General features: G+C 43.1%; 30 protein-coding genes. 28 read left to right on the plus strand and 2 right to left on the minus strand.

Annotated elements, in window-relative coordinates; translation table 11 throughout:
* Positions 1–17 precede the first annotated feature (17 nt).
* The 22 genes from rplE (at position 18) to V6984_RS04550 (ending at position 14619) form a co-directional block, all read left to right on the plus strand.
* Complete coding sequence (gene rplE / locus V6984_RS04445) at positions 18–557, plus strand: 50S ribosomal protein L5 (RefSeq protein ID WP_342758599.1); 540 nt, start codon at positions 18–20, stop codon at positions 555–557.
* A gap of 13 nt (positions 558–570) precedes the next feature.
* On the plus strand, positions 571–756 hold the full coding sequence (locus V6984_RS04450; RefSeq protein ID WP_031390941.1) for a type Z 30S ribosomal protein S14: 186 nt from the start codon (positions 571–573) through the stop codon (positions 754–756).
* A gap of 16 nt (positions 757–772) precedes the next feature.
* The gene (rpsH, locus tag V6984_RS04455; protein WP_342758600.1) at positions 773–1174 is read left to right on the plus strand and encodes a 30S ribosomal protein S8; all 402 of its coding nucleotides are present in this window, start codon (positions 773–775) and stop codon (positions 1172–1174) included.
* Positions 1175–1276: 102 nt separating this feature from the next.
* Positions 1277–1819, plus strand: coding sequence for a 50S ribosomal protein L6 (gene rplF / locus V6984_RS04460; RefSeq protein WP_342758601.1), 543 nt, complete (start codon positions 1277–1279; stop codon positions 1817–1819).
* A gap of 17 nt (positions 1820–1836) precedes the next feature.
* Positions 1837–2205, plus strand: coding sequence for a 50S ribosomal protein L18 (gene rplR, locus V6984_RS04465; protein ID WP_342758602.1), 369 nt, complete (start codon positions 1837–1839; stop codon positions 2203–2205).
* A gap of 18 nt (positions 2206–2223) precedes the next feature.
* On the plus strand, positions 2224–2733 hold the full coding sequence (gene rpsE / locus V6984_RS04470) for a 30S ribosomal protein S5 (RefSeq protein WP_342758603.1): 510 nt from the start codon (positions 2224–2226) through the stop codon (positions 2731–2733).
* 55 nt (positions 2734–2788) lie between these two features.
* The gene (gene rpmD / locus V6984_RS04475) at positions 2789–2986 is read left to right on the plus strand and encodes a 50S ribosomal protein L30 (protein ID WP_031390936.1); all 198 of its coding nucleotides are present in this window, start codon (positions 2789–2791) and stop codon (positions 2984–2986) included.
* A gap of 21 nt (positions 2987–3007) precedes the next feature.
* Complete coding sequence (rplO, locus tag V6984_RS04480; protein ID WP_031390935.1) at positions 3008–3448, plus strand: 50S ribosomal protein L15; 441 nt, start codon at positions 3008–3010, stop codon at positions 3446–3448.
* Positions 3448–4761 carry a preprotein translocase subunit SecY gene (secY, locus tag V6984_RS04485; RefSeq protein WP_342758604.1) on the plus strand — a complete coding sequence of 438 codons (1314 nt, stop codon included), beginning with the start codon at positions 3448–3450 and terminating at the stop codon, positions 4759–4761. Before rplO ends, secY begins: the two co-directional genes overlap by 1 nt.
* A gap of 220 nt (positions 4762–4981) precedes the next feature.
* On the plus strand, positions 4982–5626 hold the full coding sequence (locus V6984_RS04490; protein ID WP_342758605.1) for an adenylate kinase: 645 nt from the start codon (positions 4982–4984) through the stop codon (positions 5624–5626).
* A 36-nt stretch (positions 5627–5662) separates the two neighbouring features.
* A complete protein-coding gene (gene map, locus V6984_RS04495) occupies positions 5663–6415 on the plus strand; it encodes a type I methionyl aminopeptidase (protein WP_342758606.1) in 753 nt (250 codons plus the stop codon).
* 30 nt (positions 6416–6445) lie between these two features.
* Positions 6446–6724, plus strand: coding sequence for a KOW domain-containing RNA-binding protein (locus tag V6984_RS04500; RefSeq protein ID WP_342758607.1), 279 nt, complete (start codon positions 6446–6448; stop codon positions 6722–6724).
* Entirely contained in the window at positions 6706–6924 is a 219-nt protein-coding gene (gene infA, locus V6984_RS04505) for a translation initiation factor IF-1 (RefSeq protein WP_022122604.1), read from the plus strand. Before V6984_RS04500 ends, infA begins: the two co-directional genes overlap by 19 nt.
* 176 nt (positions 6925–7100) lie before the next feature.
* On the plus strand, positions 7101–7214 hold the full coding sequence (gene rpmJ, locus V6984_RS04510; protein ID WP_031271335.1) for a 50S ribosomal protein L36: 114 nt from the start codon (positions 7101–7103) through the stop codon (positions 7212–7214).
* Between the two features lie 407 nt (positions 7215–7621).
* The gene (rpsM, locus tag V6984_RS04515) at positions 7622–7990 is read left to right on the plus strand and encodes a 30S ribosomal protein S13 (protein ID WP_342758608.1); all 369 of its coding nucleotides are present in this window, start codon (positions 7622–7624) and stop codon (positions 7988–7990) included.
* A 100-nt stretch (positions 7991–8090) separates the two neighbouring features.
* Positions 8091–8486 (plus strand): 30S ribosomal protein S11, encoded by a 396-nt coding sequence (gene rpsK / locus V6984_RS04520; RefSeq protein ID WP_342758609.1) that lies wholly within the window; start codon positions 8091–8093, stop codon positions 8484–8486.
* A gap of 178 nt (positions 8487–8664) precedes the next feature.
* A complete protein-coding gene (gene rpsD, locus V6984_RS04525; RefSeq protein ID WP_342758610.1) occupies positions 8665–9258 on the plus strand; it encodes a 30S ribosomal protein S4 in 594 nt (197 codons plus the stop codon).
* Between the two features lie 102 nt (positions 9259–9360).
* Positions 9361–10317 carry a DNA-directed RNA polymerase subunit alpha gene (locus tag V6984_RS04530; protein WP_342758611.1) on the plus strand — a complete coding sequence of 319 codons (957 nt, stop codon included), beginning with the start codon at positions 9361–9363 and terminating at the stop codon, positions 10315–10317.
* A gap of 146 nt (positions 10318–10463) precedes the next feature.
* Positions 10464–11069 carry a bL17 family ribosomal protein gene (locus V6984_RS04535; protein ID WP_342758612.1) on the plus strand — a complete coding sequence of 202 codons (606 nt, stop codon included), beginning with the start codon at positions 10464–10466 and terminating at the stop codon, positions 11067–11069.
* A 997-nt stretch (positions 11070–12066) separates the two neighbouring features.
* Positions 12067–12633 carry a hypothetical protein gene (locus tag V6984_RS04540; protein WP_342758613.1) on the plus strand — a complete coding sequence of 189 codons (567 nt, stop codon included), beginning with the start codon at positions 12067–12069 and terminating at the stop codon, positions 12631–12633.
* A gap of 26 nt (positions 12634–12659) precedes the next feature.
* Positions 12660–13652, plus strand: a complete 993-nt coding sequence (locus V6984_RS04545) for an aldose 1-epimerase family protein (RefSeq protein ID WP_342758614.1) — start codon at positions 12660–12662, stop codon at positions 13650–13652.
* A 40-nt stretch (positions 13653–13692) separates the two neighbouring features.
* Positions 13693–14619: a haloacid dehalogenase-like hydrolase gene (locus tag V6984_RS04550; RefSeq protein ID WP_342758615.1), complete on the plus strand. Its 927-nt coding sequence runs from the start codon at positions 13693–13695 to the stop codon at positions 14617–14619.
* Between the two features lie 2 nt (positions 14620–14621).
* Here the strand turns inward: V6984_RS04550 and V6984_RS04555 are convergent, their stop codons facing one another.
* The gene (locus V6984_RS04555; RefSeq protein WP_342758616.1) at positions 14622–15599 is read right to left on the minus strand and encodes a M15 family metallopeptidase; all 978 of its coding nucleotides are present in this window, start codon (positions 15597–15599) and stop codon (positions 14622–14624) included.
* 63 nt (positions 15600–15662) lie between these two features.
* A complete protein-coding gene (locus tag V6984_RS04560) occupies positions 15663–16442 on the minus strand; it encodes a DeoR/GlpR family DNA-binding transcription regulator (RefSeq protein ID WP_342758617.1) in 780 nt (259 codons plus the stop codon).
* A gap of 335 nt (positions 16443–16777) precedes the next feature.
* Between V6984_RS04560 and V6984_RS04565 the strand changes: the two genes are divergently transcribed.
* From V6984_RS04565 to V6984_RS04590, 6 genes are all read left to right on the plus strand, one after another.
* Entirely contained in the window at positions 16778–17836 is a 1059-nt protein-coding gene (locus V6984_RS04565; RefSeq protein ID WP_342758618.1) for a sugar ABC transporter substrate-binding protein, read from the plus strand.
* A 239-nt stretch (positions 17837–18075) separates the two neighbouring features.
* Entirely contained in the window at positions 18076–19572 is a 1497-nt protein-coding gene (locus V6984_RS04570; protein ID WP_342758619.1) for a sugar ABC transporter ATP-binding protein, read from the plus strand.
* Positions 19565–20548 (plus strand): ABC transporter permease, encoded by a 984-nt coding sequence (locus V6984_RS04575; protein ID WP_342758620.1) that lies wholly within the window; start codon positions 19565–19567, stop codon positions 20546–20548. The genes V6984_RS04570 and V6984_RS04575 overlap by 8 nt, the downstream gene beginning before the upstream one ends.
* 13 nt (positions 20549–20561) lie before the next feature.
* Complete coding sequence (locus V6984_RS04580) at positions 20562–21059, plus strand: ureidoglycolate lyase (protein ID WP_342758621.1); 498 nt, start codon at positions 20562–20564, stop codon at positions 21057–21059.
* A gap of 86 nt (positions 21060–21145) precedes the next feature.
* On the plus strand, positions 21146–21991 hold the full coding sequence (locus V6984_RS04585) for a class II fructose-bisphosphate aldolase (RefSeq protein WP_342758622.1): 846 nt from the start codon (positions 21146–21148) through the stop codon (positions 21989–21991).
* 37 nt (positions 21992–22028) lie between these two features.
* On the plus strand, positions 22029–23495 hold the full coding sequence (locus tag V6984_RS04590; RefSeq protein WP_342758623.1) for an FGGY-family carbohydrate kinase: 1467 nt from the start codon (positions 22029–22031) through the stop codon (positions 23493–23495).
* Positions 23496–23596 lie beyond the last annotated feature (101 nt).

Raw genomic sequence — 23596 nt, forward strand, 5'->3', positions numbered from 1 at the left:
GAAGGAGGTCTAGACGCGTGAGCAGACTTAAAGAAATGTATAAAAATGAGATCGTAGACGCTATGGTCAAAAAGTTTGGATATAAAAACATTATGGAAGTGCCGAAGCTCGATAAGATCGTTATCAACATGGGCGTAGGCGAAGCGAAAGAGAATGCGAAGATTTTGGAATCTGCTGTAAAGGATCTTGAGACGGTTACAGGTCAGAAGGCGGTCCTTACAAAAGCAAAAAATTCCGTTGCTAACTTCAAAATAAGAGAAGGAATGCCTATCGGATGCAAAGTTACACTTCGCGGTGAGAAAATGTATGAATTCCTCGATCGTTTGGTAAACCTCGCATTACCTCGTGTACGCGACTTCAGAGGTGTTAGTGCTAATGCATTTGACGGACGCGGCAACTATGCGCTCGGCATCAAAGAGCAGCTTATTTTCCCTGAAATCGAATACGATAAGGTGGATAAAGTAAGAGGTATGGACATTATCTTTGTTACAACGGCAAAGACAGATGAAGAATCCCGTGAATTATTAACATTATTCAATATGCCATTCGCAAAATAGAGGAGGTAAATTCATGGCTAAGACAGCAATGAAGATTAAACAGCAGCGTAAGCCGAAATTCTCCACGAGAGAATACAATCGCTGCAAAATTTGTGGTCGTCCACATGCTTATTTGAGAAAATACGGAATTTGCAGAATTTGCTTCCGTGAATTAGCATACAAGGGACAAATCCCGGGCGTGAAAAAAGCAAGCTGGTAAAAAGGAGGCAAACTAAATGACGATGAGTGATCCTATTGCAGATATGCTTACGAGAGTTCGTAATGCAAATACTGCAAAACATGATACGGTAGATGTTCCGTCTTCTAAGATGAAATTAGCTATTGCGCAGATTCTTTTAGAGGAAGGCTACATCAAGAAATTTGATATAATAGAGGATGGAAACTTCAAAACAATCCGTATTGCACTGAAATACGGCGCTGACAAAAACGATAAGATCATCGCAGGCATTAAGAGAATCTCTAAGCCGGGTCTTCGTGTATATGCCAACAAGCAAGAGCTTCCTAAAGTTCTTGGAGGACTTGGTATCGCTATCATTTCCACAAACCAAGGCGTAATAACCGATAAAAAAGCGAGAGAGCTTCAGGTAGGCGGAGAAGTTTTAGCATTCGTATGGTAAAAAGTTTAACAAGTTTATCAAAAGTTCAATAAATTGAACTTTGGAAGAACGCTTGCGTTCTTCCGGGAACATTGAAACAAGACAATAATAGGAGGTACGGGCATGTCACGTATAGGAAGAATGCCAATCGCGATTCCGGCAGGCGTAACTGTGGATATCGCAGAAAATAATAAAGTGACTGTAAAAGGTCCCAAAGGAACACTTGAAAGAGTGCTTCCGTCTGAAATGGAAATTAAAATGGAGGGTGCTGAAATCGTTGTAACGAGACCTAACGATTTGAAGAAAATGAAATCTCTCCACGGACTTACGAGAACTTTGATCAATAACATGGTAGTAGGTGTTACCGCCGGCTATGAAAAGAAGCTGGAAGTAAACGGTGTCGGTTACAAAGCGACAAAGAACGGTAAGAAATTAGTTTTATCTTTAGGATATTCCCATCCGGTAGAGATGGATGATCCTGAAGGCATCGAAGCAGTAGTTGAAGGACAGAATGTCATTATTGTTAAAGGAATCGATAAAGAAAAAGTTGGCCAATTCGCAGCTGAAATCAGAGATAAGAGAAGACCGGAGCCTTATAAGGGCAAGGGTATCAAATATGCTGATGAAACTATCAGACGTAAAGTTGGTAAGACTGGTAAGAAATAGATAAGGAGAGTATGATAATGGTTAGTAGAGAATCTAGACAAAAAGTTCGTGTAAAAAAACACATGAAAATTCGTAACCGTTTCAGCGGCACAGCCGGAAGACCGCGGTTAGCTGTTTTCAGAAGTAATAATCATATGTATGCTCAAATTATCGACGATACAGTTGGAAATACTTTAGTGTCGGCTTCCACCCTTGAAAAAGACGTGAAGGCTGAGCTTGAGAAAACCAATAACGTTGATGCAGCAGCATATTTAGGAACACTAATTGCTAAAAGAGCATTGGAAAAAGGTATTACAACAGTAGTCTTTGATAGAGGCGGCTTTATATACCACGGAAAAGTAGCAGCATTAGCTGAAGCAGCCAGAGAAGCTGGCTTAGAATTCTAGGAAGGGAGAGAAAATCACATGAAACATACAATCATTGATGCAAGTCAGCTTGAATTGAATGAAAAAGTAGTTTCCATCAAGAGAGTAACTAAGGTTGTAAAAGGTGGTCGTAACTTCCGATTCACTGCTTTAGTTGTTGTAGGCGACGGAAACGGACACGTAGGCGCAGGACTTGGAAAAGCAACGGAAATTCCTGAAGCTATCCGTAAGGGAAAAGAAGATGCAACGAAGAATCTGGTTTCTGTTGCACTCGATGAAAATAATAGTATTACACATGATTTCCTCGGAAAATTCGGTTCTGCAACCGTTCTTTTGAAAAAGGCTCCGGATGGTACCGGTGTTATTGCAGGCGGTCCGGTACGTAACGTATGCGAACTCGCAGGAATCAAGAATATCCGTACGAAATCTTTGGGATCCAGTAACAAACAGAACGTTGTTCTCGCTACAGTTGCAGGATTAAGCCAATTGAAGACTCCGGAAGAAATCGCTAAGAAACGCGGTAAATCTGTAGAAGAAATTTTGGCATAGCAGCATGAGCCATTACTTTGCGGTTCATGTTAGTTATTGAAAGGAGAAATAGGAAATGGCAGCAAAGAAAGATACAAAAACTTTGAGAATAACATTGGTGAAATCTCCTATCGGAGCTGTGCCTAAAAATAGGGCAACGGTTGAAGCAATGGGACTTCGCAAGCTTAACAAGACGATCGAACTGCCCGATAACGAAGCTACGAGAGGGCAGATCAGACAGATAGCACATTTAGTAAAGGTAGAAGAAGTATAAGAAGATAAGGAGGTGTCAGGAATGGAATTATCTAATTTAAGACCGGCAGAAGGTTCTAAACATAGTGATAATTTTAGAAGAGGTCGCGGACACGGTTCAGGAAACGGAAAGACAGCCGGAAAAGGACACAAGGGTCAAAAAGCTCGTTCAGGAGCTCCAAGACCGGGCTTTGAAGGTGGTCAGATGCCGTTATACAGACGTATTCCTAAGAGAGGTTTTAAGAATATTAACTCTAAGGATATCGTAGGTATTAACTTGAGCGTTCTGGAAGTATTTGATAATGGCGCGACGGTCGATGTGGAAGCGTTGATCGAAAGGGGCATTGTGAAAAATCCCAGAGACGGTGTTAAGATCCTCGGAAACGGAGAATTTACTAAGAAGCTCACGGTTAAAGCTAATGCCTTCAGCGCGTCGGCAAAAGAAAAAATTGAGTCTCTTGGTGGAACAGCAGAGGTGATGTAATGTTTACAACCTTAAAGAACGCATTTAAAATCAAAGAGATTAGAGATAGAATATTTTTTACCTTCCTGATGCTGGTTGTGATCCGTCTCGGATCACAGCTACCCGCACCGGGAGTAAACAGACATTATTTTTCTAATTGGTTTGCGGCACAGACAGGAGATGCATTTAGTTTCCTGGATGCTTTTACAGGCGGTTCATTCCTAAATATGTCCATTTTAGCATTAAATATTACCCCGTACATCACTTCTTCCATTATTATGCAGCTTTTGACGATTGCGATTCCGAAGCTGGAGGAAATGCAGAGGGATGGGGAAGATGGAAGGAAGAAAATCGTAGCGATTACTCGTTATGTAACAGTGGGACTTGCTTTGTTTGAATCTGCAGCTATGGCGATTGGATTCGGAAGACAAGGCTTGCTGGAGACTTACAATGCGATAAATGTAATTACCATCATTGCGGCGCTCACTGCGGGCAGTGCGTTTCTTATGTGGATTGGTGAGAGAATTACAGAGAGTGGTGTGGGCAACGGTATTTCTATCGTGCTTGTTATCAATATTATTTCTCGTCTGCCGTATGACATCAATAATTTATTCCAGCAGTTTGTATACGGAAAATCTACGGCGTTGGCAGTAGTGGCGGCACTCATTATCATAGGCGTTATCGTCGGCATGGTAGTTTTAGTCGTTATCTTGAACGGCGGTGTGCGCAAGATTCCGGTACAGTATGCGAAAAAGGTGCAGGGCAGGAAGATGGTTGGGGGTCAGACCACCAATATACCATTGAAAGTGAATACATCGGGCGTTATTCCGATTATCTTCGCTTCTTCTCTCATGCAGCTCCCAGTCGTTATCGGTTCCTTTGTGGGTTATAAGGGAACGGGCATATGGGCAGAAATATTAAAGGGACTTACATCATCTCATTGGTGCAATCCGAAAGAACCGATTTATTCCATCGGACTTTTGGTATACGTTTTACTTGTAATTTTCTTTGCATATTTCTATACATCCATTACCTTTAATCCGTTGGAGGTAGCCGACAGGATGAAGAAGCAGGGAGGTTTTATCCCCGGTATCAGACCTGGTAAGCCTACCAGCGATTATTTGACCAAAATATTGAATTACATTATTTTTATAGGTGCTCTTGGACTGACTCTTGTAGCAGTAATTCCTTTTGTATTCAACGGCGTGTTCAATGCCAGCGTATCATTCGGAGGAACGAGCCTTATCATTATCGTAAGCGTTGTGCTCGAGACGATAAAGCAGATTGAGTCGAAGATGTTAGTTCGTAACTACAAAGGATTTTTGAATGATTAGGATTAGCCAAAATCCTTTTAGAATCATAATAGGAAGGCAAGGGGAAGGGCCTGTGGCCCGATCCCATGCTTCTTCCGAAATCAGGAACAAAAGAACTTCTGATTTTGAGATGGGCACCCGCCTCGCAGCGTGTGTCCGTTTGTTCAACATATGAGCAATTCGCGAAGCGTGTTGCTCGTTGTTTTAGTGTGGACTTTTGCTAAGAAAGGACGATATAACTATGAAGATTATTATGTTAGGTGCTCCGGGAGCCGGAAAAGGAACACAGGCGAAAATGATTGCGGATAAATACAGTGTTCCCCATATTTCTACCGGCGATATTTTCAGAGCAAATATTAAAAACGGCACAGAACTTGGCATGGAAGCCAAAAAATACATGGACCAGGGTCTGCTCGTTCCCGATGAGCTGACTGTGAAGATATTACTCGACAGAGTAGCAGCGGACGACTGCAAAAACGGCTATGTGTTAGATGGTTTTCCGAGAACGATTCCTCAGGCTCAGGTGCTTGATAAAGCCCTTACCGAGTTAAACGATGGGATCGATTATGCTATCGATGTGGATGTGCCCGATGAAAATATCGTAAAGAGAATGTCCGGCAGACGCGCTTGTCCCTCGTGCGGAGCTACATATCATATTGAACACGTTCCTCCCCAAAAAGAAGGGATTTGTGATAGATGCGGAAAAGAGCTGGTGCTCCGCGATGACGATAAACCGGAGACCGTTTTGAACCGTCTTAAGGTTTACCATGAACAGACACAGCCTTTGATTGATTTCTTCAGCAAGAAGGGTGTACTCAGGACAGTGGACGGTACCAGGCCCATGCAGGACGTATTCGACGCTATCGCGGGTACGCTGGAAGCGTAATGCACCATGGTGCATTGAGAAAGGCACGGTTATAATATGGCAGTATCAATTAAATCTGACAGAGAAATAGAACTGATGCGCGAAGCGGGTAAAATACTCGCAGAAGTTCATGCGCGCCTCGGAGATGCAATCGAACCGGGGATGTCAACGCTTGATATCGACAGGCTGGGAGAAAAGCTGATTCGCAGCTACGGTTGTATTCCTAATTTCTTGAATTATAACGGCTATCCGGCATCCATATGTGTGTCCGTTAATGACGAAGTGGTCCATGGAATTCCCCATAAGGATCACATATTGCAGGACGGGGACATCGTGAGTCTGGATGCGGGCTTAATATATAAAGGGTATCATTCGGACGCGGCGAGAACACACGCCGTCGGCACGATAGATGATAAAGCCAGAAAACTGATAGAAGTGACGAAGCAAAGTTTTTTTGAAGGGATTAAAATGGCAAAATCAGGCAATCATTTGTATGATATATCAAATACGATTGACCGGTATGTATCATCCTTCGGATACGGCATTGTCAGGGATCTGGTAGGTCACGGTATCGGAACCAAGCTGCACGAAGAACCGCAGATACCGAATTTTGCTCAGCGCCGCAAGGGGATCAGGCTTCAGTCCGGAATGACTTTAGCGGTAGAACCCATGATCAATATGGGTGACTGGGAAGTGGAATGGCTGGATGATGACTGGACGGTAGTTACCGCAGACGGTTCCTTGTCCGCTCATTATGAGAATACGATTCTCATCACTGACGGCGAGCCGGAAATCCTCACTTTGTTGTAACGAGGTCAGGTGTATGCAGGTAGCGGCAGAATGGAGATTTTTATGATAGGAATGTTTGCGACATCGAAAGCAGGCCATGATAAAGATACGGTATATATCATAGTACGGGAAGATGCCGAATATGTATATTTAGCAGATGGAAAATATAAAGATATAGAACATCCAAAAAAGAAAAATAAAAAGCATATTCAGATTATCAAGAAAGAATCCGATGATATTCTAAAAGAGAAGCTGATAAAGAAACAGCCAATATATAATGAAGAAATAAGGAAAGCGATAGGAGGTATCGTATGTCAAAAGCAGATGTAATTGAAATTGAAGGAACAGTGATCGAAAAATTGCCAAACACCATGTTTCAGGTAGAATTAGAAAATGGACACAAGGTGCTTGCTCATATAAGCGGTAAGTTAAGACAGAATTTCATTCGTATCTTACCCGGAGATAAAGTAACTTTAGAATTATCTCCCTATGATTTGTCCAAGGGACGTATTATTTGGAGAGATAAGTAGAAGGCAAGTCGTATGCAACGTATCGTGTTAAGATAAATTGTATTATGAATCTGTCTAAGGGACGTATTATCAGGAGAGACAGGCGGAAAATGGGCAAAAGTTGTGAAAATGCCCTTGCATTTGCATTGTTTCCATGGTATAATGTAAAACGGTCTTTTTTGAAAGGAGGGTTTAACATGAAGGTTAGATCATCAGTAAAACCAATTTGCGAAAAGTGCAAAATCATTAAAAGAAAAGGAAGAATCAGAGTAATCTGTGAGAATCCCAAGCACAAACAAAGACAAGGATAATCCCTGCGCTAACAGTTAATTTTATGAATAGCAGAGGATCCTTGTCCAATTATGATATGCGGCTGCAGCGCGGATTATTCTTATGAGTGTTGTTCACTCATTAATTTAATAATAAAAAGTGCTGATGAATATAAATCGATTATAATTGAATGTAGGAGCCTACGGAGATTACTTGTTGATACCAAGTCCGGCTGTTTAGTCAGCAGACTTTCAGAGGGATTTGGAAAGGTCGGATTCGATTCCGGTTGGATGTGCATCACGCCATCTCAATCAACTTAGTAGCGGCATGAACTATTTTCATGCAGAGAAAAATATGCGAAAGCATGGCATCCCCCGCGAAAGATATTTATAAGCGAAATGAGTAAAGAACACTCGAGGATGCTACGAAGAAAATGGAGGAAATGTAAATGGCTCGTATTTCAGGTGTTGACTTACCTAGAGAAAAACGTGTGGAGATCGGACTCACATATATCTATGGTATAGGAAGAGTAAGTGCAAACAAGATTCTTGAAGCGGCAAAGGTTAATCCTGATACCCGTGTAAGAGAATTGACGGATGAAGAAGTAAAGAGACTCAGCGAAGAAATTGATGCGAACTACGCAGTAGAAGGTGATCTCAGAAGAGAAATCGCTTTAAACATCAAGAGACTTCAGGAGATTGGATGCTACAGAGGAATCCGTCATAGAAAAGGCCTTCCGGTTCGTGGTCAGAAAACCAAGACCAATGCAAGAACAAGAAAAGGCCCCAAACGTACAGTAGCAAATAAAAAGAAATAATCTTCGGTAAAGTACCGTATGTCTTATGTACGATGGCTGATAAGAAGAAAAAAACAAAAGTAACAGAGAATGAAAAGTTGAGAAAGTAGGTTAGTTTAAAATGGCAAAAAAAGTTACCAAAAAAGTGACAAAAAAACGTGTCAAGAAAAACGTTGAACATGGACAGGCACATATCCAGTCTTCTTTTAACAATACAATTGTTACATTGACAGACAATGAAGGAAACGCTCTTAGTTGGGCAAGTGCTGGTGGTCTTGGCTTTAGAGGTTCAAGGAAATCTACTCCGTATGCAGCTCAGATGGCGGCTGAAACCGCTACTAAGGCTGCACTTGTACATGGTTTGAAGACCGTTGACGTTATGGTTAAAGGACCGGGTTCAGGACGTGAGGCAGCTATCCGTGCACTTCAGGCATGTGGACTCGAAGTAACGAGCATCAGAGATGTAACTCCGGTTCCTCACAACGGATGCCGTCCTCCTAAGCGCCGCCGCGTATAATCACGGAGCGATACTATGCTGCCCCAGGCTTCATAGTGACAATTAGCGTACAGAAATGCTGCGAAGCAGTAATTTGCGCTTGATAGCAGGTTGGAAGAATGCGTAATGCTCTTATGGGAGTTTACGTTGTAAACAATAGTGAAAGGCATATGAGCCTTTATTTAGAAAGGAGCCTCAAATGGCAGTTAATAGAGTACCAGTTTTAAAAAGATGCAGAGCGCTCGGACTTGAGCCAGCTTATTTAGGATATGACAAGAAATCGAACAGAGCCGTAAGAGCAGGCAAGAAGATGAGTGAGTACGGTCTTCAGTTGAGAGAAAAGCAGAAAGCAAAATTTATCTATGGCGTTCTTGAGAAACCCTTTAGAAATTACTATGAAAAAGCGGACAGAATGATGAAGGGTCTGACTGGTGAAAACCTTATGGTCATTCTCGAGAGCAGACTCGATAACGTAGTATTCAGAATGGGCCTCGCAAGAACAAGAAGAGAAGCGAGACAGGTCGTAGACCACAAACATTTCCTCGTAAACGGCAAACCCGTAAATATTCCTTCTTATTTAGTAAAAGCCGGAGATGTAATTGAAGTAAGAGAAAAATCCAAATCCTTGCAGAGATATAAAGATATCCTCGAAGTTACGGCGGGAAGACTTACTCCTGAATGGATGGATGTAGATCAGGAAGCTATGAAGGGAACCATCAAGCAGCTCCCCGCAAGAGAGATGATCGATGTTCCGGTTGATGAAATGCTTATAGTCGAATTATATTCTAAGTAAAATAAGATTTCATTATGATAAAAAAGTTAGGCAGATGAGGAGAATCCTTCTTATCTGCTTAAACGACTTAGATATAATTGTTCGTAAAGGAGGGTATTTGCAGTGTTTGATTTTGAGAGACCCAATATTGAGGTTGCAGAAATCTCTGAAGATAAAAAGTATGGTAAATTCGTAGTTGAGCCTTTGGAAAGAGGTTACGGTATTACGCTTGGCAATTCTTTAAGAAGGATCATGCTTTCTTCTTTACCCGGTACTGCAGTAAGTCAGGTAAAGATTGAGGGCGTTTTGCACGAATTCAGCTCCATTCCCGGTGTCAAGGAAGATGTTACCGAAATTATTATGAATATTAAAAGTCTCGCTATTAGAAATAACAGCGATACAAACGAGCCTAAGACGGCATATATTGAATATGACGGCGAAGGTGTAGTTAAGGCTTCCGATATTCAGGTGGATCAGGATATTGAAATCTTAAATCCCGATTTGGTAATCGCTACTTTAAGCGGAAAAGATACGAAGCTGTATATGGAACTTACCATTACTAAAGGCAGGGGTTACGTAGGCGCCGATAAGAATAAGGTAGAGGATCTGCCTATCGGTGTGATTGCGATCGATTCTATTTACACACCCGTTGAAAGAGTAAATGTAACGATTGAGAACACTCGTGTAGGTCAGATTACGGATTATGACAAGCTGACCCTCGACGTGTATACGAACGGAACTTTGGTTCCCGACGAAGCAGTTAGTTTGGCTGCGAAAGTACTCAGCGAACATTTGAGTCTTTTCATCGATTTGTCCGAGAATGCCAAGACCGCAGAGGTTATGGTAGAGAAGGAAGACGACGAAAAAGAAAAAGTATTGGAAATGAGCATTGATGAGCTCGAACTGTCAGTTCGTTCTTACAATTGCTTAAAGAGAGCCGGTATCAATACGGTTGAAGAATTGACCAATAAGACATCCGAGGATATGATGAAGGTTCGTAACTTAGGACGCAAATCCCTGGAAGAGGTTTTGGCTAAATTAAAAGAACTCGGATTACAGCTTAATCCCAGTGATGAGTAAATTCGTGAAAACGCATGTGTAGTAAGTCCAAAGCGCGTATGTGTGCGGGCTCATGATATGGAGTCGGCATTCGGTAAATAAGTCCAAAGTGCATGGCCGGATGTTCCATAGGGAATTATCCCGATTAAGAGAAAGGAGCCGTAAAAATGGCAAAATACAGAAAGCTTGGCAGAACATCTGACCAGAGAAAAGCATTACTTAGAAATCAGGTAACTAATTTATTGTATAATGGAAAAATTATTACCACACAGGCAAAGGCGAAAGAAGTTCAGAAAATTGCTGAAGGACTCATCGCACTTGCTGCAAAAGAAAAAGATAACTTCGAGACCGTAAAGGTTACTGCAAAGGTTGCACGTAAGGATAAAGACGGCAAGAGAGTAAAGCAGATCGTTGATAAGGATACGAAGAAGGTTCTTTCCGAGACGCACCGTGACAAAGACGGCAAAATCTTAAGAATCGAAAACGGCGTTACTGTAACGGTTTACGACGAAGTAGAAAAAGAAATCAAGAAAGATCTTGCTTCCAGACTTCATGCAAGAAGACAGATGTTAAAGGTATTATATCCGGTAACGGAGGTTCCTTCAACTGCAGCAGGAAAAAAGAAAGCAACGAAGGAAGTTGACTTAGTGGCAAAGCTTTTCGACGAATACGGACCGAAATATGCAACCCGTAAGGGCGGTTATACAAGAATTATTAAAATCGGACAGCGTAAAGGTGATGCTGCGATGGAAGTTGTTCTTGAGTTGGTATAGTTTCATAGAACACAAAGAGTAAAGTATAATAATCGGTGATATAAGTTTTTTCTTATATCACTGATTTTGCATATTGAGGGATCGAAGAATGAAAATATCTAGAAAAAAAGAATTGTGCATTGCAGGATTATTTTTTACTGCGTTAGTTTTTGACATCTTATTGTTTACGGGTACGATTACATCTGGATGGCATCTGGTAGATGATCAAGAGTATGTCGATTATCTTATACAGATGAAGATGGACAAATTATCCTATTTTGAATGTCTGAAAGATACAATTGTAAAAGACTTATCTTGGAGGTTCCGTCCACTTTATTATTTTATCAGGGTTACTTTCACCGTTTTTTTTGAAACAAATTTGGTTGCATGGTCTATAGCAAAAGGTATTGTAACGGTATTAGCTTTCTTTTTTTTGTATTTAATTGCACGGGAAATGAAATGTAATATTTTTTATTCCGTTTTGTTTGCGATGGTAGTTATGGTAGGCCCGCAGTCGGTAGTATGGTGGAAGTTGGGTCCGCAGGAATGTACGGGACTAATGTTATTTTCAATCGGTTTTTATTTTCTTTTAAAATGGGTTGATACAAGAAAAAAAGCGTATAATTGGCTGTCTCTTATTATGATGATATTGGCAGGGTTATTTAAAGAAAGTTTTTTGATGATGATTCCGTTCGCTATTTCGTATCTTTTTTATTATGATATAAAAAGGAATGGTTTTTCGCTTAAAACAGTTTTTATATCCTTTAAGAAGAATATTTTTATGATATGTTCTCTCATAATATTTTTAATTCTTTGCTTGCTGGTTATATTTTTCCATTCTGGTACAGGCCAGGGATTTTATGATTCTTCAATGTCCATGAACAGTTATAAAATTTTATGGATTTATATTTTACAAAATCCTTTACAGTGGTTTGCAGTTTTTGCTGCTTTGATTTTCATTATTATGTTGACTGGAATTAAGAGATGGAAGAATTTGATATGGGAATTTTTGTTGACGATGGCAATTATGATTCCTCAGTTTATTCTTTATTTAAAACTTGGATTTGAGGAACGTTATATTATTCCATGGGTATTCGGATATGCATATTTTATTGTAATTGCACTGAGTAATTGGGATGGAATAAAGGGGATACGAAGCAAATTATATTGCTGCTGTATTTTAGGTTTACTTGTGATACATTTTCCGATTGTGATTTCTGAAGGAGAATACTATACTTACAGGGGTGATAGCGTAACTGCGGTTTTTAACACAGTCTTGAAGGAATCGACAGCGGATTCAAAGATATTGGCGGCATATTCACCTTACGTAGAGTCTGATCTTACGGCTTCATTTTGGATGCGTTATAATGGACGTGACAAGGTATATGTGTGGGATAATGAGAAAAAAACTTGTACGGATATTACGGGAGCGGGAGAAGGAAGTACGGCGGATATAAATGACATGGATTTTATACTTTTCTATAATCCCAAGGACAGGCATTATTGCTATGAGCCGGATATCGATTTAGAAAACTATACAAGAACTGAGTACGGGACATTAGTAATATGCAGAAAGAATAAATAGTTTCATTGGCAAAACGGAGAGCATAGATGGAAAAAGAGTGGCTGAAGAAAATCGGAAGCATGCAGCAGGAGGCCTATATCCGTAAGATCGAATATGCGGAGGGCAGGGCAGGAGGGCTGAAGGCCTATCAGGTCAAGTCGGGTCCTCTTATGTTCACGTCTGCGCAGGATAAGTGTCTTGATATTACGGAATTGTCCTGGCGGGGCATCAATTTCAACTTTATAAGCAAGCCCGGACTGCAGAACGGACAGGCTTATGATTATAATGGATTTGCGGGACAGAGAAGCATCATGGGCGGAATGTTCTTCACCTGTGGTACGGATAACGTGGGAACGCCCGGAATCGAGCCTCATAATATGTTTCCCATGCACGGAAGTCTGCGCTCTACGCCGGCGGAGCATGTTTGTGCCGATTGCTACTGGGAGGATGGAGAATATAAGATCAGACTGTCGGGAGAAATGAGACAAGCGGCACTATTTGGAGGGAACATCGTATTAAGGCGCACCATAGAGACTTATTGCGGGAGCAAGGAGATAGCGATTCGGGATGAGTTTGAGAATCAGGCATATGAAACCAGCCCATTTATGCTGCTGTATCATTTTAATATAGGATATCCTCTGCTGGATGTGGGAGCAAAGATACGGATTTCTTCATCTAAAACGGTTCTTTTAGGTGAAGACGGGGAGACGGCCCTGCCGTGGAATGAGGTTACTGCTCCGGTGGATAAGCTTCCAGAGGAGGTTTTTTATCATATGCTGCAACCGGATGAAAAAGGCTTTGCGAATGTGTCCGTATTTAACGAAAATGTTGGTGCCGGACTGTCGATCAGCTTTCAGGCGAAGCAGCTTCCCCGTTTTACCCAGTGGAAGTCTATGGCCTCAGGAGATTATGTTATGGGATTTGAGCCCTGCAATTGCCACGTAAAGGGGCAGGAGTGGGAAAGGGAAAACGGTACGCTCCCGGTAATTGAAGCGGGAGAGAAAAAGACGGTGGAATTGAAGCTTCAGATTTTAGAATAATGGAGAATAGCAGAGAACGACGCAGGAAAGGGAGAAAGATATGGCAAAAAGAATGTTGGATTGTACGGCTTCAGATTTTTCGGAATTTACAAAGGCAGATTATATAAGCTCTATTGCCGGAAGCGAGGGGCGGGTTGTAGCGTGTGAGTGTATCGGGATTACAATGCCGGTGCTTTCGGATGTGACCAATGCGGAATTCGCGGCAGCCATGGGAGCAGATATATTGCTTCTCAATATGTTTGATGTTATTAAGCCTGTGATATGCGGACTTCCCAAGGTAGGGCAGGATGAAGTGGTTCGGGAGTTAAAGCGCCTTACCGGAAGGATGATAGGAATCAACCTGGAGCCCGTGGAGGATGCCATTGCGGAAGGGAATAAGGGAACGCTGTGGGAAATGTCCGAAGGGCGAAGGGCGACGCTGGATAATGCTTTAAGAGCGTACGAGCTAGGTGTGGATATGGTCCTTCTTACGGGTAATCCGGGCAATGGTGTGAGCAATAAGGCAATTACCGATTCTCTGAGAGCGATGTCCGCTGAGTTAGGGAATAAGCTGATTCTGGCGGCAGGAAAAATGCACGCCTCGGGAATTATCGGAGAAGGCGGAGAGAATATCATTACAAGAGATGACATAAAAGAATTTGTGGAGGCGGGAGCGGATATTATTCTCCTGCCTGCGCCGGGAACGGTTCCCGGAATCACCATGGAATATATAAGAGGGCTGGTTTCCTACGCTCATAGCTTAGGCGCACTGACGATAACTGCGATCGGAACATCCCAAGAGGGAGCAGATACCGAGACAATTAAGCAGATTGCGCTGATGTGCAAGATGACGGGAACGGATATCCACCATATCGGCGATTCCGGCTACCCGGGAATGGGGGCACCGGAAAATATAATGGCATATTCGATAGCCATTCGGGGTGTGAGGCACACGTATCACAGAATGGCGGTATCGATTAACCGGTAAAGTTATTCCGGCACCTTCTGGAAGTGCTGATAATCCTTGAGGGAGTTCCAATTGCCGCCCCATGTAAAACCGTGTTCAACAAAAAGTTTGTAGCATAAATCATTTTCATCAATTTTATAAGGAAATTCTTTGGAACGGTCTGCGTATATCTCGCTTCCCTGAGGTGAGATATATGTGGTACCGTCATTTTTATATACTACGTAAGGGTTGTAAAGAGGGTTGATATCGATGGCGAGACCCAGAGCATGCTTTGAAAGGCTCGTGGTGCCGTCCACCAAACGATAATTGAAGCAGGAAGTGTTATTATCCGACATGGACAGCGTATCATCTCCGCTATAATCATCGATTAATGATATCTGCTCTATCTGGTATTCGTTTCGATACAGCTCATAAAAGATTTCCACAAGGTCCTGCGCGATTGCTTTGTTGCAGATTAATTCTCCGGTTCTCTCGATTCCCTTGAAATTATAATAAAGTACGCTCACATACCGGAGATCGTCATAGGCAACTTGTATATCTTCCGCAGAGGATACGATATTCACTGCTGTAACTGCTGCATTATCTTTATCGGCTTCAGTAACGGGATAAGAAATCCCTGTAATCTTCTTTTTGATCTCATCGGAAAGGGGCTCGTAATAAAAGCCCTGCTCATATTCAATTCTATCTGGATTTGTGCTCATTTCCTCTTCTTCCACGTCCGGTTCGGACGTGACCTCACCTGCCTCATTATCACTACTATCTATATTGTCATTGGGCTGTCCGCTAGAACTGCTTTCTTTACGGACATTTTCCGGCTTGTTCTCATCGTCTGTGACTTTGACCGGTGCGGCAGTCTCCTTCGCTTTATAGGCAATTTCAGGATTTTTTGCAGCGTATTCGGCCAGTGTTTCCGAGTGGGAGAAAGTGCGCACGAAGATGGAGCTAAGGACAATGATGCCAAGTATTAGAATGAGAGGTTTCGATATTTTCTTAAAGTCCATAATGTTTTCCTTTTACTTATATACTGTAATTTATATATTGTCGTAATGATACATCATTCTACATTATACATCAACAACGATGACGTTAGCATCCATTTGACGCAGGGCAGTCAAGTGATCGGGGTTGATGCCGCTGTCCGTAATAATACCGGTGACTTCCCGTATGCTGCTATAAGAAATCAACTCATATTTTCCGAATTTTGAAGAATCTACCAGCACGTACGTTTCGCTGGCGGACTGCATGATGCTCTTCTTGACGCCTGCTTCGGGAGGATAGCCGTCATAAAAGTTGCCGTCCTCACCTACGCTTGAGGCTCCCAGGAATGCGATATCAACTTTATATTGGCGTATCTGCTCTTCTGTCTGAGGCCCATAGCAGGAGAGCGTTTCATTTCTTAGGAAGCCACCGATTACGATTGCCGATACCTCGGTCTTCTTGGAAATTTCATTGATTACCCGTAAGTTGCTCGTAACCACGGTAATTTTGCTGCTGTCCGGAAGGTTTCTGGCGATAGGGCTGGTAGTAGTTCCTGAATCGATAAAGATAGTATAGCCGGGCTTGATCAACTCGATAGCCTTTAATGCGATTTTGGATTTCACATCGGCACCCTTTTCGGATTGTTTCACATAAGCACCGGGGAAATCTGCAGTTTCGGGGATAGCGCCATTCATCACTGCGCCTCCGAAAGTACGGCGGATGACCCCGGCACTCTCCAAATCTGCCAAATCTCTTCTTATTGTCATGTCTGAGACCTGAAAGATATTGCAAAGCTCCTTTACAAGGATTTCTTCTTTATTTTGTAACAAGGTAAATATTTTTTGCTGTCGATTTTCTTTTAACATAGTTCCCCTGCCTTTTTTACATTGCCCTTAAGGATTGTCCTTTAAATGGCGTAAAACAATGAATTTTTAAGTATTGCAATTATGCCCGATGCTTTAAGATAAGCATATTATAACAAATAACCAATAATAAGTCTATAATAGTGATTGAATATGTTTGATAATATGATGAAATATGTGAAAAGTGAACAAAAATTATATAAATATATACAAAACATTGACATTGCAAACATAAAATGCTATATATAATGATATAAACAAACAAACACAAACAATGATGTTTGAAACAAACAATGGGGTGTTTGAAAACCAATCAACTATTACAAAGGAGGATTACAATGAAAAAGAAGGCTTTGGCAATGGTACTTACAATGGCAATGGGTGTGTCCTTGCTGACAGGCTGCGGAAGTACCGCTCCTGCGAATACGGAGTCCCCTGCAAAAACCGCTGAGCCCGCGGAAAGTGCTGAGCCGGCAGATGATGCGGCGGAAGCAGTACAGGAAGTGTCCGAAGAAGCAGGCGGAGAAGAAAATGCAGGCGGTGTGTATGGATGCGCTGTACCTAATGCGACGAACTCCTTCTACGCTACATGCGTAAAGGGCGTTCAGGCAGGAGTTGAGCAATATGATCCTACAGCAAATGTTGTAGTAACGGATGCTAATTTCGATTCTCAAAAGCAGCTGGATCAGGTTGCAGACTTGGTTTCTCAGGGAGTAAAGGCTATTATACTGATTCCTATCGATTCCAACGCGATCATTCCGGCTATCGAGGAAGCGGAAGCGGCAGGCATTCCGGTTACGGTTATGGATACCCCGGCAGGAGAGACCACGGGCGTTGTATCCACGGTTGTATCCAACAATTACAGTGCGGGTGAAATCGCCGGACGTGCTCTTTGTGAATCTATGGGTGGAAAAGGCAATCTCGTGACTATCACGACCACGGGCTCCGATGCGGTCAATAGCAGAAAACAAGGTTTGTACGACCTTATAGAGAAGGAATATCCCGACATTAAGATCGTTCAGGAGGAGATCGTTCAGAACGGAACTACCGAAGAGGCTCTTACCATTATGGAGAACATTCTGCAGGGCGGAACGCAGGTAGACGGAGTGTTTACCACGGGCGATGTCTTTGCGATCGGTATCTGTTCCGCATTACAGGCTAACGGATATGCGGCAGGGGAAGTAAAGGTAACCAGCGTAGACGGTACGACGAATGCGGTAGAACTGATCAAATCGGGCTACTTGGAGGCTACGGCAGCACAGCTTCCGAAGGAACTGGGCATTCACTGTGTAAAGAATGCCCTCGATTTCTTGAACGGAAAAGATGTTCCGGCCAAGGAAGAGCTGGATTGTCTGGAAGTAAATATAGACAATGCGGATACATATGAAGGTTTCTAGAAATAGAAATATCCGCTCTTTTGCATAGATAAAATAAAGAAGCGGATAAAGAGGTATCTGAACATATATGCCATGTATGGACGGATACCTCTTTATCTTATAGGGAAAGTACGTCCTATAAGATAAAAGCCCTACGGCAGGATGCGTAGCTGCGTGCACAGAACAAAAGCTGTGCAGGCAAAGAATCAGGCTGCGCGAGTATGTGAAGCACAGTTTTGTTTTAAAAAGGAGATAAGGATATGGATGAACTCATATTAAAAATAGAGGATGTCAGCAAATCCTTTCCGGGAGTAAAGGCGCTTGACGGAATCCGGCTGGAAGTGAAGAAAAATGAAATCCACGCCTTGATTGGAGAAAACGGAGCAGGCAAATCTACCCTGATAAAAATACTCGCGGGTATTTATCAGGCTGACAGCGGCAAGATTTATGTGGATGGTAAAGAGGTGCTCATATCAGATGTACAGATGGCGAAAAAGCTGGGCGTCAGTGTCATCCATCAAGAGCTCAGCCTGGCAAATAATATGACGGTTGCAGAAAACGTGTACATGGGAAAGTTTCCACTGAAGCATGGACTGGTAGACGAAACGAGGATGGAAGAAGAGACGGCGAGGCTTCTTGCAATGATCGGAATGGAAACCCTCGCTCCTTCCGAAAGAGTATCCAGACTCAGTACAGCACAGAAGCAGATGGTAGAAATATGTCGTTCCTTATCGGAGGAAGCCAAGATACTTATTATGGACGAGCCCACCTCTTCGTTAGCAACGGCGGAAGTGGAGCAGCTTTTCGGTATCATGAGGATGCTTCAGAAAAAAGGCGTTACCATCATATTCATTTCCCATAAGTTGAACGAAATATTTACTATCTGCGACAGCATTACCGTTATGCGGGACGGGAAATATATAGGCAGGAAGCCTGTTAAGGAAATGGCCTATGAGGAGCTGATCAATATGATGGTAGGCCGGGATATCAGGGATGTGTATCCGCCTCATGAGACGGAAGTGGGCGAGGTGATGTTTCAGGCAAACCATATTAATTCCGATTATATTTTCGATACCAGTTTCGAGCTTAGAAAAGGAGAAATTCTCGGTTTCTACGGGCTTATGGGAGCCGGAAGAAGCGAGCTGATGCGGGCGCTTTTAGGAATCGATAAGAGCACAAAGGGAGATGTTTTCCTGGATGGTGAGAAGATTCTCATCGAGACTCCGACGGATGCGGTAGGTAAAGGAATCGTATTGGCTCCGGAGGACAGAAAGCAGCAAGGGCTGGTACTAAGGCAGACGATCGACTTCAACATTACGATATCCATTTTGGATAAGATTATCCATGGCATACGTCTGGATAAGAAAACCAATAATGAAATGGTGGAAAATATAGCGACGCGCCTGAGGATAAAGGCGCCATCCTACGAAAGCAATGTAGTCAATTTATCAGGAGGAAACCAGCAGAAGGTGGTTCTTGCCAAATGGCTGGTAACAAATCCCAGAATACTCATTCTGGATGAGCCCACAAGGGGAATTGATGTAGGAGCCAAGCAGGAAATCTATAAGCTCATATATGAAATCGTAAAGAGTGGAGTGGGGGTTATTCTGATTTCATCGGAAATGCCGGAGGTGATGAATCTCTGTGACCGCATATACGTAATCAGGAACGGAAAGATTACCGGCTCCATCAATAGAGAAGAGGTGACGGAGCAGGGAATTATGAAGCTGGCAATTGGAGGAATAGGCAATGAATAATACAAAAGCGGCCATAAAAAAACAAAACGGCCTTATGCTATTTATCAAACAGAACTTAGGCATACTGATTTTTCTTGTAGTGATATGTGCGGTGGTTTCCGTCATACAGCCTAGATTTCTGGGAACAAAGAATCTTCTGAATATTTTGCGTTCCATTTCCATAACCGGAATTATTGCTTTTGGAATGCTATTATGTATTATTATTCAGGGAATTGATTTGTCGCAGGGATCGGTGATCGGTTTTACCTCCTGCTTCTGTGCATTTATGATATCGATGGTGGGAATGCCCTTCTGGGCGGGCGTGCTCTCCGCTCTTGCGGCGGGCACTCTGTTTGGAATCTTTAACGGAGCGCTGCTAAGTCATACGAAGCTGCCTCCATTTATAGTCACCCTCGCAACGCAGTTTATCGGGCGGGGAGGCTGCTATGTCATTACGCGGGGAAATATGATCAACGTGGATTCCAGATTCGGCGAATTGGGAAACGGCTATCTCTTTGGAGTTATCCCGCTCCCCGTAGTATATCTGCTGTTTTTTTTCATTATCATGTTTCTGCTTTTAGAAAAATCTAAATTCGGGCGGAACGTATATGCTATCGGCGGAAATATGGAAGCCGCAAGGTTTACCGGTATCAATATTAAAAAAGTAATATGGGTTATCTATGGTATTTCAGGGTTTCTTGCTGCGGTCTGCGGAATCATATCCTGCTCAAGAATCACTACGGGACAGCCTACTACCGGGAATGCCATGGAGTTCGACGCGGTAATTGCCTGTTATTTGGGCGGAGTCAGTTATCTGGGCGGCGAAGGAAGAATCAGCAGTACCCTGCTGGGAGCAATCGTACTGGGAGTATTGGCCAATGCGATGAGCATGCTGCAAATACCATGGTATGTACAGAATATAACAAAAGGAACGATTATCCTCATAGCGGTATTCTTTGATATTTGGAGAAAAGAAAGAGAAAACAATAAAAAGTAAGGAGGCGTTAAGGATGAGAAAAATAAAGGCGGTGCCGATCAGTGCAGAGAATTTCAGACCCTACGGAAGCTTTGTAAACGCACTGGAGCCGGATGGAAATTGCTTTCCGGGAGAAGAAAGCTGTTTTTACCCCGACCCGGTTACCTTATCCGTAAGCGGAAAAGAACAGATTGCATTTTCACCGCTTACGGTAAACCGGCCTGACAGGATGGAAGTGACGAAGGCGGAATATCACGATTGGACGGGAGAGGGCATCTTGTTTTTGGACGATGATGCCGTAATGCACGTCGCCCCACCGTCGAAACGGGAAGTGGTCCCTCAGAAAACAGAGGCGTTTATTGTGCCGAAAGGTACTATAGTAAAGCTGAATACGGGCGTATGGCATTTATCACCTTATCCGGTACACAACGATGTGCTCCATCTGCTCATTGTCATGCCGGAGAGAGTGTATGCGAATGACTGCATTTTGTGCGATTTTCCGCAGGAGGAATACATAGAAATAGAACTTTGATATGAAACAGCAAAAACGAAGACGAAATACAGAAATGACTAAGAGGAAAGGACGTTGCCGGAGACGGGACGGAAAAGGAAAAAGAGATGGCACTTGTAAATTATAACGAGGTATTAAACTATGCGAGAGAGCATAAAATAACGGTCGGAGCATTTAACGCCCTGAATATGGAAACAGCGCAGGCACTCATCAGTGCGGCGGATAAGATGAGATCTCCGCTCATATTACAGACTTATCATGCGCATGTGGATTATGCAGGTGCGGATTACATCAGGGCAATTGCAGATGTTGCAACACGGCACACCGATATGAAAATCGCCATGGGGCTGGATCACGGAAGAAGCTACGAGCAGGCGAAATCATGCGTGGACAATTTATACACAGGCGTCATGATCGATCTTGCTTCCGAAAATTATGACTTCAATGTGGAAGAGACTAGAAAAGTCGTAGCTCTTGCCCGCGGGAAAGGCATTTCGGTAGAGGCAGAACTTGGAATGATATCCGATGCGGACCGCTCCTTAGAAGAAATTGCAGCCGGCTATACGGATCCGGTGATGGCGAAGAGCTTTGTAGAGGATACGGGTATCGACTGCCTTGCTGTTTCGATAGGAACAGCCCATGGAATATATAAATACACCCCGAAAATCAACTTCGATTTGTTAGGAATTTTGCTGGAAGAAGTGGCATGCCCTATTGTTGTCCACGGCGGCTCGAATACGCCCGACGAAGAAGTGGAAAGGATGGTAAAAATGGGGATTTCCAAGCTGAATGTGGGAACCGATTTCTTTAATGCCTATAAACGCGCTATTTGTGAGGTTTTTGAAACGAAGGGGGAGGACGCAGATATTGTGGAAATCATGGCTGCCGCACGAAAAGCGGTAGAAGCGGTCGCAATACATAAGCTTGAAATTTTAACGAAATTCAGGGTTTAAATGAGGAATATGGAAAAAGCGAAAAAGGAGGAGCACAATGGTGTATGCCGGATTGGATGTGGGAACATCGGGATGTAAGGGCGGCCTGGTGAACGAAAAGGGAGATGTGCTCGCAAGCGCATATAGAGGATATTCCTTTGAAATGCCAAGGCCGGGGTATGTGGAGCTGAATCCCGAGACGGTCTGGCAGGCAGTCAGGGAGACTCTTAAGGAGCTTGGAACCAAATGCAGGGATATCGGCTGGATATCCGTATCCTCCATCGGGGAGGCGCTTGTTATTTTGGATGAAAAGGATGATGTCCTGATGAACGGTATGACTTACCTGGACAGCCGTGGGGATGATACGCTTTCCGACATTTGCAGCCGCTTCGATGAGGAAGAGCTTTTTTTCCGGACCGGTGTTCCCTTGAACCCGATGTATTCGCTGAATAAAATATTGTGGTTAAAAGAGCATCGTCCCTCCGTCATAGATAATTCCAGCAAAATATTTTTGTTCGGAGACTATATCGGATACATGCTGACGGGGGAGAGGATGATAGACCCATCCTCCGCATCGAGGACAATGCTGTTCGATGCCATTGACCTGAAATGGTCGAAGGAGGTTGGCGAAAGATTTCAAATACCCCTGGACCGGTTTTCGGAGGTAAGGCCGACAGGTACTTCTATGGGAAAAATAAGAAAAAGTATAGCTTCGGAATTGAACCTTTCCGGAGACGTAAAAGTAGTTCTTGGATGTCATGACCAGTGCAGCGCCATGCTGGGGGCAGGAGCGGCAGCCGCAGGAGATATTATTGCGGGTGAGGGCTCTACAGAAAGCATTAATCTTGTGGTGGACAAGGAGAATATAACCGGAGACTTTTATAAGAAGAAAGTAATCTTTGAACCTTATGTGGAGAAAGGAAAATATCTAGTTCCAGTAGGGCAATTGTCCCATGGCAGCAGTATCCGCTGGTTCATACGGGAAATCGGGCATCAGTCCGACGAGCTTGGCAAAAGCTATGAGGAGGCGGATGAAGGCTGCGCTCCCGATTCGGGAGAATTGTATTTTCTCCCCTATATGTCGAAGGTAAAAAGTCAGGATGCCGGTAACAAGGCGTTAGGGGTATTTATCGGATTGGAAATGGCAACAAAGTATTCACAGATGTATCGTGCACTGTTGGAGGGCCTATGCTTTGAGACGAAAAAAAGCTTTGAGCGCCTGGAGAGTCTTAAGCTGCCGATTCATAAGATAACGGCGACGGGAGGCTGCACCAAATCAAAGGTTTTGATGCAGATGAAGGCGGATGTGCTTGGAAAAGATATTAGTCTGCTCCAGTCGGCGGATGCAGGAATCAGCGGACTGGCGATAGTTTGTGCAAAAGCGGACGGAAAATATGGAACATACCGGGAGGCGGCGCAGGATTTCGTGAGAACGGGAATTACATACCGGCCGGACAGAGTTTATGCGGAGAAATATGAAAGGTACTGTGAAATAAGCGAAGTGATAAAAAGGCTATATGAATAAGAAGTGAAGGATAACGGTATGCGGGATTGTATGTCGCTTTTGTCAATCGTAGGATGGCAAAAACAGCGATACACAATCCCGCAGTTTTTAGTATGGAATCA

Source organism: Kineothrix sp. IPX-CK, from assembly GCF_039134705.1.
Classification (GTDB): Bacteria; Bacillota; Clostridia; order Lachnospirales; family Lachnospiraceae; genus Kineothrix; species Kineothrix sedimenti.